General features: G+C 53.1%; 11 protein-coding genes. All 11 read left to right on the forward strand.

Annotated features, from left to right (window positions below; translation table 11 throughout):
- Positions 1-185: 185 nt before the first annotated feature.
- Positions 186-632: a hypothetical protein gene (locus tag SLH49_RS07355; protein WP_320268477.1), complete on the forward strand. Its 447-nt coding sequence runs from the start codon at positions 186-188 to the stop codon at positions 630-632.
- Between the two features lie 101 nt (positions 633-733).
- Entirely contained in the window at positions 734-1,003 is a 270-nt protein-coding gene (locus SLH49_RS07360; protein WP_320268478.1) for a hypothetical protein, read from the forward strand.
- Between the two features lie 69 nt (positions 1,004-1,072).
- Positions 1,073-1,636, forward strand: coding sequence for a metallophosphoesterase (locus tag SLH49_RS07365; protein WP_320268479.1), 564 nt, complete (start codon positions 1,073-1,075; stop codon positions 1,634-1,636).
- Positions 1,637-1,686: 50 nt separating this feature from the next.
- Positions 1,687-5,040, forward strand: coding sequence for a type I restriction-modification system endonuclease (gene hsdR / locus SLH49_RS07370; RefSeq protein WP_320268480.1), 3,354 nt, complete (start codon positions 1,687-1,689; stop codon positions 5,038-5,040).
- Complete coding sequence (locus SLH49_RS07375) at positions 5,037-6,512, forward strand: N-6 DNA methylase (RefSeq protein ID WP_320268481.1); 1,476 nt, start codon at positions 5,037-5,039, stop codon at positions 6,510-6,512. The genes hsdR and SLH49_RS07375 overlap by 4 nt, the downstream gene beginning before the upstream one ends.
- A complete protein-coding gene (locus tag SLH49_RS07380; RefSeq protein WP_320268482.1) occupies positions 6,509-7,435 on the forward strand; it encodes a GIY-YIG nuclease family protein in 927 nt (308 codons plus the stop codon). The genes SLH49_RS07375 and SLH49_RS07380 overlap by 4 nt, the downstream gene beginning before the upstream one ends.
- Positions 7,432-9,027 carry a restriction endonuclease subunit S gene (locus SLH49_RS07385; protein WP_320268483.1) on the forward strand — a complete coding sequence of 532 codons (1,596 nt, stop codon included), beginning with the start codon at positions 7,432-7,434 and terminating at the stop codon, positions 9,025-9,027. The genes SLH49_RS07380 and SLH49_RS07385 overlap by 4 nt, the downstream gene beginning before the upstream one ends.
- Complete coding sequence (locus tag SLH49_RS07390; protein WP_320268484.1) at positions 8,957-10,597, forward strand: AAA family ATPase; 1,641 nt, start codon at positions 8,957-8,959, stop codon at positions 10,595-10,597. The genes SLH49_RS07385 and SLH49_RS07390 overlap by 71 nt, the downstream gene beginning before the upstream one ends.
- Positions 10,594-11,442 (forward strand): hypothetical protein, encoded by an 849-nt coding sequence (locus tag SLH49_RS07395; RefSeq protein ID WP_320268485.1) that lies wholly within the window; start codon positions 10,594-10,596, stop codon positions 11,440-11,442. Before SLH49_RS07390 ends, SLH49_RS07395 begins: the two co-directional genes overlap by 4 nt.
- Positions 11,443-11,644: 202 nt before the next feature.
- Positions 11,645-12,136 carry a DUF6538 domain-containing protein gene (locus tag SLH49_RS07400; protein ID WP_320268486.1) on the forward strand — a complete coding sequence of 164 codons (492 nt, stop codon included), beginning with the start codon at positions 11,645-11,647 and terminating at the stop codon, positions 12,134-12,136.
- A gap of 49 nt (positions 12,137-12,185) precedes the next feature.
- Positions 12,186-13,082: a hypothetical protein gene (locus SLH49_RS07405; RefSeq protein WP_320268487.1), complete on the forward strand. Its 897-nt coding sequence runs from the start codon at positions 12,186-12,188 to the stop codon at positions 13,080-13,082.
- Positions 13,083-13,457 lie beyond the last annotated feature (375 nt).

The raw sequence follows: 13,457 nt of genomic DNA on the forward strand, positions 1-13,457 counted from the left end.
CGCAAGCGAGGCTTCGTCCAGTGGTTCTAGCATGCCAACAATACCGAAATTTCGCTCGCAAATCAAACCAAACTGACAGGCATATGTGTGGTTGTAGGCCCCATGTTGCAGCAACAAGAGCGAAGGATGCGATCTTTTGGGACAGATGAAATACATCAAATCGAGAGCTGACATTCACAGATCGGATGGCATGGCTACCCAGAGCAAAAATCACCGCACGCTCAATAGCAGAATTTTTGTGTGGAAGTGCCGTCCGCGTCAGCGAATATGATCCAGAAAGCAAGCACGGCCCTGAGGTCATAGAAGAGCTCAGAAGGTTCATCGTTCAAGCAAAACATAAGCATCCGGACCTTGATGCTGCGATGATTGATGAAGTTCGCCGCCAGCGGCTCGAAGAAGTGCCGGAAGTAAAAGACATCTGCTTTGGCTTGTTCGACTATAGCACGGTGCCCGCACGGTGCCCTCATGATAGCCCCACGATGCTGCCACAGGAAAGGAAAGCAGAGTCAGAAAAAGGAAAAGAAAAAGGAAATCGCGTCACGCCAATTGATTTGGCTCAGTATCCGCCGAAAGCCGAGACACTCGATAGCTTGGTGGCGCGGGAGGCACGAGCTGCTGGGAAAGGCCAATGAGCAGCCTGTATCAACATTGGCATCGCGGACTGGTTAGAAGAACCGGTAGACAAGCCGAGCAAGGTTACGCTTGTGCCTACGGCACCGCACCTTGTGAGGGAATGGGTCCACCCCTTCTGTTGGTCTACTACGCGATCCTGGCCGTGTTTTTTCCGAACATGAGCGACAGCATGTCCGCGTCGGCGTTGAAGTTCTATCCTTTCGTCCTTTTGCCTGCCGCGTGGTGGATTTCCACAAGATTGACCGCTTGGGCACAGGAGCGCGCAGAGCGTGTCTCCAAGGAGGTCGAACAGGCGTTGGTGGCCGCTGGAATTACATCGGACACCAAGGTTCGTGACATCCATGGTGTCAGACAGGTGGCGCTGGCCTAGCCAGAAAAGACATTGGGTGCCACGCGGCGGACCCCGCCTTGGAGCGTATTGCAAATTTTGAGATTAGCCATGAAGCACTGGTACACCGCCGACACGCATTTCGGCCATGACAACATCATCAAGCATTGTGCTCGCCCGTTTGAGTCAGCGAGCCACATGGATGCTGTTTTGCTCGAAAACCTCGCCTCGAAGATCGGCCCGCAAGACGCTTTGTGGATAGTTGGAGATTTTGCTTTCGGGCCTAAGGCCAAAGATCGCAAGTGGTTGTCGAACCTTTTTTCCCGGCTGCCGGGCGCGGAGAAGCACCTTGTCGTTGGAAATCATGACGGCGAGGCTACGCAAGCTTTGCCCTGGACCTCTGTCACTCATTTGACCGAGGTGGCGGACGGAACTGGCGCACCTTCGGTCCTATGCCACTACCCGATGATCACCTGGCACAAGGCCCGCAAAGGCGCGCTCCAACTTTTTGGCCACGTTCATGATCAATGGACGGGGAGCCGAAATGCGGTGAATGTTGGGGTGGATGTCTGGGGCTATGTACCTGTGACGATCCGAGACATTCAGCAAAGAGCCAGGACGCTTCCGGTCAACAAGCATTGGGACGATGTGGAGCGCAATGCGGAGATAAATTGAGCGCACGCTAGTGGCTTGTTCCAGAATGAATTTTAAGCAATCGTGTGTGAATGAATGCAACCGAAAGTAATTTTCAATTTCTCGATACTCTTGACGAGCAACTGGTCAATTTGGGCCGCCTCGCTGAGAGTTACTTCCATGACGATCCCAGCACTTCAATTATCAAACTCCGTCAGTTCTGTGAGCATTTATCTCAACGACATGCAGCAAAGGTGGGCATCGAATTCGAAGCCGGGGAGTCTCAATCTGAATTGCTGCGCACGCTGAAATTCGAACGTGCAGCACCAGAAAAGGTCCTCGATGTTTTTCACCACGTCCGAAAGCTTGGAAATGACGCAGTTCACGGAGGCAAAGGAAATCATCGGCAGGCACTAACAGCGCTCAAAATGTGCGTACAGCTTGGGGTGTGGCACGTCCGGTCAGCGACAAAGGATAACACATTCTCGGTTCCTCCTTTCTTGCCGCCTACCGCTCCAGAACAAGTGGCTGAAGAGCTACGAAATGAGATCGATAGGCTGCGGGCAGAGCGGAACGATGCAATTTCAACAGCCCAAAAAGCGGCCGAGGCGGAACAAGCCGCGCAGAGGGTAGCAGAGACGGCATCTGAGCGAGCCAATCGCGAGGCAGAAGAGCGTCGTATTTGGGAGGATTTGGCTAAGGAGGCAGAAGTTAAGCTGAATGACTTCGTCTCGAAAGCTTCCAAAGACGACAAGCTCGAGCAAAGCGCATTTCTGTCAGCGTCAATGTCTGCTGATGGGGCAATTGATTTGGACGAACAGTCCACACGCGCTTTGATTGATCAGCAACTAAGAGATAGAGGTTGGGAAGCCGATAGCATCGAGCTCCGCCATTCCAAAGGAACCCGTCCAGTCAAGGGTCGCAACATGGCCATTGCTGAGTGGCCGACGGAGCATGGACCAGCCGATTACGCTCTGTTTGTCGGAGAAGTTTGCCTCGGCATCGTAGAGGCCAAGCGATACAGAAAGAATGTTTCGGCTGCCATTGACCAAGCTGAACGTTACTCGGCAGGTTTTGGCACGCAAGGGAGCGCTCAGATTTGGGATGAACGTTTCCGAGTTCCGTTCTTGTTTGCTACAAATGCTCGGCCTTACCTGAAACAAGTCGAGACCGAGAGCGGCATTTGGTTCCGAGATGCAAGGCGTGCACAGAACCACCGACGTGCTCTAATGGATTGGTTCACGCCCGACGAACTTGCCTCGCAAATGGAGGTCGAGAAAGAAGCGGCGCAAGATGCACTCAAGGCGCGTAGCTTTGACTTCGGCTTCCAATTGAGGCCCTACCAAAAAACTGCGATCCAGAAAGTTGAAGAGACCCTTTCAACAGAACAGCGCGAAATGCTTGTGGCAATGGCAACTGGCACCGGCAAAACCAAGCTAGCCATAGCCATGCTTTACCGCCTGCTGTCGACTAAGCGTTTTCGACGGGTTTGCTTCGTGGTCGACCGATCCGCTCTCGGCACGCAAACCAGTGACGAGTTCACGAGTACGGCCATCGAAGGGCCAAAGACGTTTGGTCAGTTGTTTGGAATCAAGGGCCTCGAGGACATCAAGCCGGACCCTGAAACTCGCGTTCACATCTGCACGATTCAGGGTTTGGTCAAACGAGTCCTCTACAACGATGAACCCGCCGACGTCCCGCCCATTGGCCAGTATGACTTGATGGTTATCGACGAGTGCCATCGAGGCTATCTGCTGGACCGTGAGATGTCGGATGCAGAGCTTAGTTTTAGAAGTCAGGACGACTACGTTTCCAAGTATCGCAGGGTGTTAGAGTATTTTGACGCAGTGAAAATTGGGCTGACAGCGACTCCGGCCCTTCATACAGCTCAGATTTTCGGCGAGCCAATCTACACCTATACCTATCGTGAGGCAGTAGTGGATGGCTGGCTTATCGACCATGAGCCCCCCACCAGATTTGAGACAGCCCTGAGCGCTGCAGGCATCAAGTTTGAGGCCGGTGAGGCGATGGAAGTACTTGATGCAAGCACGGGCGAGATTGACGAAACCACGGCACCTGACGAGCTGAACTTTCAGGTCGAGGTTTTCAACAGAAAGGTCATCACACAGCCATTCAATCGTGTTGTTGCGGAGGAACTCGCGAAACACATCGATCCAAGCCTTGAGGGGAAGACCCTCATTTTTGCTGTGACTGATGCGCATGCGGATATTGTGGTTGCGGAGCTCAAGAAGGCCTTTGCAGCGCAGTACGGAGAGATCGAAGACGCAGCCATCCGCAAGATCACAGGCAGCGTTGACAAGGTCGGCAAGCTGATCAGGTCCTTTAGGAACGATGCTTTCCCTCAGATAGCTGTAACAGTCGATCTTTTGACCACTGGCATCGACGTTCCAAAGATCACAAATCTTGTTTTCATTCGGCGAGTAAACAGTCGCATCCTATATGAGCAGATGCTTGGGCGCGCCACTCGGCGGTGTGATGAAATTGGGAAGGACGTCTTTAGGATCTTCGACGCTGTTGATCTATACGCGTCGCTTCAGGACATGACCCAGATGAAGCCCGTTGCAAGCAACCCTTCATTGAGGTTTGAGCAGCTCTTTGACGAGTTGGCGACCGTGGAAGAAGCCGAGCAACAAGAGCTCATCCGAGATCAGATTTTGGCAAAACTGCACCGCAAGCTTAGGAATATGCCAAGCAAGATTAACGAAGCGTTGACTGAAGCTACCGGCGAAACGGCTGAACAGCTCAGAGATCGTTTGCGGAATGCATCCCCCAAAGCGACTGCTGAATATGCCAAGAAGTACACGAGCATCGGCAAAATTCTCGACTGGAAGCCAGAGGGATCGGGTCCAAATCTCATCCCGATCTCGGAACACGAAGATGAAATGAGATCTGTCACGACCGGCTATGGTGACTACTCGAAACCAGAGGACTTTCTCGACACCTTCTCCTCCTATGTGAAGAACAACCAAAACAAGATCGCCGCACTGAACGTTGTTGTTCAGCGTCCACGCGACCTTACCCGTGGACAGCTTCGCAGTTTGCGTCTGGAGCTCGACAAGATGGGCTTCTCCGAGACATCGCTAAGAAAAGCATGGTCCGACGCATCCAATGAAGACATCGCCGCTTCAATCATCGGGTTTATTCGCCAGGCAGCAATCGGCGATCCCTTGATACCTTTTGATGAAAGGGTGCAGGCTGCGACAAAAGCCATCCTCTCGAAGGCCAGCTGGACCTCGCCACAGAAGACTTGGCTTCGGAGGATCGCTGATCAGATCGCGCAAGAGATCGTTGTTGATCGCGAAGCGATTGACCAAGGTACATTTCAAGCCCAAGGAGGCTTCAACCGGCTCAACAAGGTCTTTAATGGCCAGCTGGAAGCCATCTTATCGGACTTTAACGAAGAACTCTGGAAAACGAGCGCATGAATCCAAATACCGCTGAAATCGTCGCCAAGCTATGGAAGGAGTGTAAGACGCTCCAGTCGGCAGGCGTATCTTACAGCAACTATGTCAACGAACTGACATACCTCCTCTTCTTAAAGATGTTGGAGGAAACCGGACAAGAGAATCGGCTTCCAAACGGACATTGCTGGAGCAAGCTCGCCAAGATGGAAGGTGGGGATCAGCTCGAGTACTACAAGTCGATGTTGTTGGAGTTGGGCAACCCGAAAAAGACGAAAGACCCTGTCACACTAGCCATCTTCACAGATGCGATGACCCACCTTCGCCTGCCCAAAGATTTGAAGACGCTGACTACCAACATCGACAAGCTTGACTGGTTCACCGCTAGGGAAGATGGCTTGGGTGATCTTTACGAAGGCCTCCTCGAGAAGACGACATCGGCGACGAAATCCAAGGCTGGTCAGTACTTCACCCCGCGTGCGCTGATTGATTCAATCATACGCCTGATCAAGCCCAAGCCGGGTGAGGTCATACAGGACCCGGCTGCTGGTACCGGCGGCTTTCTCATTGCTGCAGATCATTACATCAAAGATGAGACTGACGACCTTTTCAAACTCTCTGATGCCGAGGGCCACTTTCAAAGACACCAAGCCTTCGTAGGTCACGAATGGGTGCCAGATACCCACAGACTCTGTGTCATGAACATGCTGCTGCATGGTATTGAAAACATTGTTGGATGTGAGGACAGCTGCGCTCCGCAAGGAGAGCACTTGGGCCGTGCGGATGTGATCCTCACCAACCCGCCGTTCAACAAGATGTCGGGCAACGTAAACCGCCCTGACTTCACGTTGACCGCGGGCGAACGTGTCGGGCCGATGCCTTTCCTCGAGCACGCTATTCGAAGCCTAAAACTACATGGTCGTTGCGCAATCGTTATGCCCGACAACATTCTGTTCGGGGATGGTGTGGGGACTGAGCTGCGTCGCTTCCTTATGGCGAACTGCAATTTGCACACGATCCTCCGACTGCCAACAGGGATTTTCTATGCGCAAGGCGTCAAAACCAACGTCATGTTCTTCAGCCGTGAGACCAAGAAAATCATGCCTGCTGATCATAAAAAGCAGGCGACCAAGGAAGTCTGGTTTTACGACCTCCGCGCCAACATGCCGTCATTCGGCAAGACCAATGCACTGACCGACAAGCACTTTGAAGAATTTGAGAAACTCTTCGGCGATGATCCGTTGGGCGCATCCGACCGTGAAGAACAAGGCGAAGACGGCCGCTGGCGCAAGCTAACGCGCGAACAGATTGCGGAACGCGGTGACAACCTCGATTGGACTTGGTTGCGCGATGAAAGCGGTGACCCTGAAGACGACATGACCGACCCAGATGAGATCGCGGCGGCGATCATGGGGCATCTGCGCGCCGCGCTGGATGAAATCGAAGCTCTAAGTGAGGAACTGGAAGACGCGCCTGAACCCGAGGCCGCCGAATGAGTGCGGGCGACACATTCGGGCGCACGATCCAGCTGTTCCTTGTAGATGGCAAGCCGACTGGTCTGCGCAAAGCGACCATCCACGGTTGGACGGGGCTGCTGTTTGTCAGCGGGGCCTCCGCCTTTGGTGACCTGACCGCGCGGGAGGAAGTTGATCGCACGGGCGTTTATATCCTCTCTGGTCCTGATCCTGAGAAGGCGAGAGCCACGCGCGTCTATATCGGCTCGGGCAATTCCGTGGCCGAACGGATCAAGCAGAGCGCCCTGAAGCGCGACTTCTGGGAAACGGCGATCACCGTCACCACCAGCGACGACGACCTGTCGAAGGGCCATGCCGAGTACCTTGAAGCGCGACTGATCGAGCTGACCTCACAAGCCGGGCGCGTGACGCTCGACAATGGTACGCAGCCCGATACCAGCCGTCGCAGGCTGCCCGAGGCGGACGTGGCGAATATGGAGCAATTCTTAGCAAACCTGCGGATAATCCTTCCGGTAATCGGGCTGGACATGCTCAAGCCGCAACCGCGCGCTGTGACGCAAATTGCCAAACCGGTGGAGGAACGAACCACGGGCGATGTCCAGTTTGAAATCCGCCACAAGAGCGGCGTTCAGGCCACGGCAGTGGAGGAAGACGGCGAATTCATCGTGCTGGAAGGGTCAGAGGCGCTGACCGGCACAGGCTATGTCCAGCAAAGCTATGGCGGTTTGAAAGAGAAGCTGATCGCAGATGGTGTGCTGATCCCGCATGGGGCGGACAGGCAGCGCTTTGCCAAGCCGTGGTCGTTCAACAGCCCCTCGGCAGCCGCAGCAATCGTACTGGATCGCAATAGCAACGGTCGGGTTGAGTGGAAGGTGAAAGGGTCTAAGCAGACCTATCATGACTGGCAGCAGCAGCGGGCAGCTCAGCAGGAGGCTGCTGGATGAGTGAGCTTCCTCTCGGCTGGGCCGATACAACCTTAAAATTTGCCTGTTCGAAAATAACGGATGGTACCCATCACTCGCCTGTAAACCTTCCTACCGGCGAGTTCATGTATGTCACGGCCAAAAATATTAAGAGGTGGGGATTAGACTTGTCTAACATCTCCTTTGTGAATGCCGAAACACATGACGAAATCTATAGTCGTTGCCCAGTGGAAAAGGGTGACGTGCTGTATATCAAAGATGGCGCAACCACCGGCCTAGCAATAATAAATCCCTTAGATGAGCCATTTTCGTTGCTCTCTAGCGTCGCTTTGCTGAAGCCTGAGCATGACGCATTGAGTGCAGGTTTTCTGAAGTACTGGCTTAATTCGCCAATTACGCTGAAGATGATGGTAGGGCAGATGACGGGAACCGCAATCCGACGACTTACCCTCACGAAAATCTCGTCCCAGTCAATAGCGCTCCCGCCGCTCCCGGAGCAAAAGCGGATTGTGAGGAAGCTCGACACCCTCAGCGCTCATACCACCGCTACCCGGACACACCTCAACGCCATCGCAAAGCTGGTGGGACGGTATCGCGATCAAGTTATAAAGGCGGCTTACAGTGGCAGGCTGGCTTCGCCCAACGAGGACCGGCAGTCTTTCGAACAGGAAGGGTTTTGGGATCTTCCGGAAAGCTGGGAATGGAGAACAATTGAGGATGTTGCAGAAATCCAGCTCGCTTTGACACCCGTAGCAGACATACAAGAGCTACCTCACATTGCGCCGGACAACATTGAAAAGAACACCGGCCGACTTCTGCCATACAATACGATTGCCGAAGACGAAGTCATCAGTGCCAAGCATCGTTTCTACCAAGGTCAAATCGTCTATTCAAAGATCCGACCATACTTGCGCAAGGCAATCTTGCCAGAATTCAACGGTGCGTGCAGTGCTGACATGTATCCGGTACGCCCCCGCGATTGTTGTGATATCAAGTATCTATTCTATTGGTTGTTGAGCGCTGAGTATGCCTATTTTACTGGCTTAAGCGAAGGGCGTACGGTGCTTCCGAAGATAAACAAAAAGCAAATGAATGCTTCGCCAATACCTTGGTGCCCAATTGACGAACAGGCTAAAATCGTCCGCTGGATCGAAGCAGCTTTTAGAAAGATCGACCTCTTGGCTTCCGAAGCAGAGAAGGCCCTAAAGCTCACAGACCGTCTGGATGAGCGCATCCTCGCTAAAGCTTTCGCAGGTGAGCTAGTCCCTCAAGACCCGAACGAGGAACCGGCCAGCGTGCTGCTCGACCGCATTCGGGAAGAAAGAGCGACTACACCGAAGCAAACAAGGCGAGCTTCCACGGGACGGAAGAAAGCAAGCACAAGTAAGAAAAAGGCGGATGAAATGAACGACAAAAAACGGTCGCAAGTCTCCGAGACGCATCTTAGTTCGCTTCTGAAAAAGCTTGGCGGCACTTCACCTTCCCGAGACCTTTGGCTGAAGAGCGAAATGGATTTGAACGAGTTCTACATGCTGCTCAGGGATGAAGTATCAGCAGGACGCATTGACGAGACCCAGGACAAAAGGACGCTTGTTGCCACAAATGCGGCTTGATTGGCTAAAGGTAAGTAAATTCAAGAACCTAACCGACTTCGAGATTGATTTCGACGAAGGCGAGCTCTCAACCGTTCTGATTGGACAAAACGGGACGGGTAAGTCCAATGTGATCGAAGCTCTCGTAACGATTTTTCGTGATCTTGATCTCGGAAAGCCGACTGAGTTTAGATATGCGATGGCGTATAAATGTCATGGTAGAACTGTCGAAATTGACAATCGACTGGTTCGCAAAAAGCAAACGATAAAAGTTGATGGCAAGAGCCTGTCAAAAAAGGCCTTCAGTGAAGGTAAATCCGAATTTTTGCCGGACAACGTCTTTGGCTACTACTCCGGTACCAGTCGAAGGCTAGAAAAGCTATTCGACACTCACCAAGCGCGATATTATCAGCATGTAATTTCACCCGCCTCACAAAGTAGCGATGTCGAGGAAATTGATCTTCGTCGCTTGTTCTACTGCCGATCAACGTATGGGCAGCTAGCATTGCTTACATATTTTGCGCGTGGTTCGGACTCCGCTCGCGCTTTCCTGAAGCAGCAGCTGCGGATAGACGGCTTCGATAGTGCGCTAATCGTTCTCCGCAAGCCAAGGTGGGCGACTTCCACACCAACCAAACATCAACTCGAACATGGCGACCCTCGATTTTGGCATGCGGCTGGGCTGGTAAGGTCGTTACTCGATCAGCTATGGGCGCATTCTCTTGCTCCTTTCGAGTATAGCGCCGAGGAACAAGACGACTATCGGACGACATCATCCAAGGAAGACCAATCCTATATCTATATAAGGGATGAAAAGTCGCTGCGCGACATCGCCAATCACTTTGGCAGCGAAAAGGCCTTCTTCGCACTTCTGGAAACCCTCGATATCTCTGACCTGGTTCGAGAAGTCAGGATTTGGGTGAGGCGCGATGATGTCGACGGCGAGATTCCCTTCCACGAAATCAGCGATGGTGAAAAGCAACTCTTGAGCGTCTTAGGCCTGATGCGCTTCACGGGACGCGACGAAAGCTTGTTCCTGCTAGATGAACCGGACACCCATCTTAACCCGGCTTGGAAGTGGGACTACTTGCCCCTCGTGCGGGAGGTCGCGCAGGGCAATCGTGAGAGCCATATCATCATGACCAGCCACGACCCACTCACGATGGGCGGGCTTAAGGCATCGCAAGTGCAGGTCATGTACCGAGATGACAGCGACAAACTTGTTGCCCGCCCGCCGGACGTTGAACCTCGCGGCCTTGGTTTTACCAGCATTCTCACGCAGATATTTGGCCTGCCGACCACCGTCGATCCCAATACTCAGGAAAAGCTCGATACGCGCAACGCTCTGATACGATTGGAAAATCGCTCGAAAGCGCAAGAGAAAGAGCTTGTCGAACTGTCAAGCGAGCTGAAGCGCTTAGGTTTCATCATTGAGGATAGAGAGCCCGAGTATGCCCTGTTCCTCCGAGCGTTAGAGGAGGTGAAGAAGGATACTCGATCTGCTCTTACACCAGACCAGATCTTGGCTCAGAACGAGGCAGCGAAGGTAATGCTCGAAAAGATCATGGCGAAGGACGAAGCCAACAAATGATCTACGTTTTCCAAGATGAGGCAAAAATACCGGCTGCGTGGTTGGCGAAGGTCGCTGCGCTGCAGGAGCAGCTGGAAGCATTGCCTGACCTTGATGCACGTAAGGATTTCATAGACGCGAACTCAGCTGTTTGGGGTGAGATTAAGGCGCACCTGCTAGAAATGTCTTCGGGGAAGTGCTGGTACTCAGAGGCACCAGATGCGGTGTCAGATTGGCACGTTGATCATTTTAGGCCGAAGAAGCGTGCTCTCGACCCCGACAAGACCGAGCATGAAGGATATCCTTGGCTGGCTTTTGATTGGAAAAATTACCGCATCGCAGGGAGCTACTCGAATGCACCCCACAAAGATGCGGAAGGCGTTGCTCGTGGTAAATGGGATTTCTTCCCGCTAGCACCAGGCTGTGCCAGAGCAAATTGGACCGATCGAGATTGCGGGCCCGAGATTTGTCTCCTCCTGGATCCCACCAAACCCGAGGACCCAAAACAAATTACCTTCGACGAAAGAGGCATTCCGATACCCTCCGCCCCAGAAATCCCTGTTGTGAAGAAGAAAGTCGAAACCACCGTTTACTTTCTTCATCTTGATCATGAGCGCCTAGTCCAGGCACGCAAGCAAAAATGGCGTGAAGTTACTGATTGGATAGAGGAGTTTCGTGCCGCTTGTCCTGAAAACATAGACGAATGCACAAAAGCAGACTACGAACGAACGTCTAGACTTCTGCAAAAAGTCTCCAAGCTCACAGCGCCAAATTCACCTTATGCGGCGACGGCAAGAGCTTGCTTGGAAGCAAACGGCCTTGCGTCTTTGGTCCATAGACCTGAAGAGAACAGTATCGCTGCCTAGGCTTGCCGATACGCGGAAGGAGTTTGAGGTGAGGTATAAATTGTGGTATGAAATCAAGTTTATTAATTTTTATTAATTTTAATCAATGGTTTGGAAGCTTTGTGCTGCTTCCTTCGTCTCCGCCACCCACACCCATTGTCCTTTTTTCCTGAATACATTATGGTTTGGAGCATCCCATCGAGGATATTGGTGGAGGATAAAATTGTCAGAGTACCCAGCCACAACATTAGCGTTGAACAAGGGCAAGTACTACGTGCTACTTACGATCCCCGTGGAACTCAGACAACACTTCGACGGTCGAAAGCAGCTTAAACGCTCTACCAGCACAAGTGACCTAAGGGATGCAAAGAGACGCCAGCATAACATTGCGACGGAACTCTACGGACAACTTGACGCATGTAAGCCCGACATTCGCGACATGATCAGCGACCTACTAGGCTACATCGGGGAAGCTGACGAAGTGCAGCGGTTGGAAGATGAGGGGCACCTCGAAGGCCTCATCCAGGGTGCCAAGAACCTCGAGTATGGGGAAGACCCTGAGAATGATACCGCTGTTGAGGTGGTTAACGAGAACGCAGTAAAGGCACTAGAGATATACCGTGAGTGGAAAGCCAAGGAAGGTAGGGGGCCAATACACCCCGGCACACTGCTGTTCTCAGTGGCATCTCGGGAATACCTAGAGACCAAACCTTAACCCTGTCGAGGAAGACGAAGAGCGCACCTTTCTAGGGAAGGCATGGGACATGACTGGTCGCGCCATTGGATACGGTGTGCAAGAGGCTTTCAATGAAACGGTAGATGCGACGGAGAGCCTCTATGAGTGGGGCAACAGCGTTATTGGCGGTGCCTTGAACGAGCGTGGTATCCCCACCCAACTTGATCTAAGGGACGATGAGAACGGCAAGCTACAGTTCCGCATGATGACCTATGCCGAAAGCCAAGGTGAACAGGGTCTGTTTGGTCAGGAAGGCGTCGAAGGCGATGCGCTTGAGATCAACGCAGTGTCCCAACCCCGCACTGTTACTGGTGGTATCGTCGGCGGCATCTCACGGTTCACCGCAGGTTTTCCAGGTGCAGGCAAGCTGACCCGTCTGTCGGGCCTCAAGGGTGCTTTCATGAATGGGGCAATAGCCGACGCAATCGTGTTCGATCCCAACGACCCGAACATCATGGGGATGCTTGAGCAATTCGACATCGATACCGGCCAACTTGGCGAAGTCCTAGCGACCGATCCGGATGACCCAGAGTACATCAACCGTCTACGCAATGTCGCTGAGGGTGCTGCCATTGGTGGCATCGTTGAAGCAATAGGCTGGGGTGTCCGCGCAGCACGGGCCACCAAGGCCGGTGACGTTGCCGCAGCCGCGGAGTTCACAGCGAAACAGGAAGAGGCATTGCGCGGTCTGGATGAGGCAATCGTTGATGCCAGCGGTGCTGCCGTGCGTGATGCAACGGAAACCCGCGACTTGGCCAAGAAGGTGTTCGACCCCTTGGAAGACCTAGCATCCACCCCGAGTATTGTACCGTCTTTTTCGAGCTATTTGACGGCCTCGTCTCCGGGGGTTTTCCCGACGCAAACTGGTCATCCCAGACATGGCTTGATGCGCAGGAAGCGGACACTGCAAAACTGCAAAGTTTAGAGTGGCCTTTTGGGCGAATCCGGCCCATTCCTGACCTTCGGGGGCTCCTAAGCGCCCTATCACAGCCTCCCGAAGCCTCGCTTGGTCCGGTGTAGAGCATCCTCGAACATCTTCTTGGCCAAGGCGAAGATACCTTTGGATGGGGTCGGGCTTTGCAGCAGTTCGTCGAATTCCTCCTAAAGCACATCGCGCCGGATCGACTTGCGATAGCTGGGGCAGCCCTTTGCGTGACAAAGGTAGTATAGATGCTTCTTGCCGGACTACTGGTGTACCAACAGGCTGTCAGCGGTGTACGGGCGCCGATACAGAGCTAGGGATTCGCGCAAGAACCGGCTTCTTTTCGTTTCAGATCGCTCACAGGGGCGAGATTGGTAA

The organism is Cognatiyoonia sp. IB215446, from assembly GCF_033963825.1.
GTDB lineage: Bacteria > Pseudomonadota > Alphaproteobacteria > Rhodobacterales > Rhodobacteraceae > Yoonia.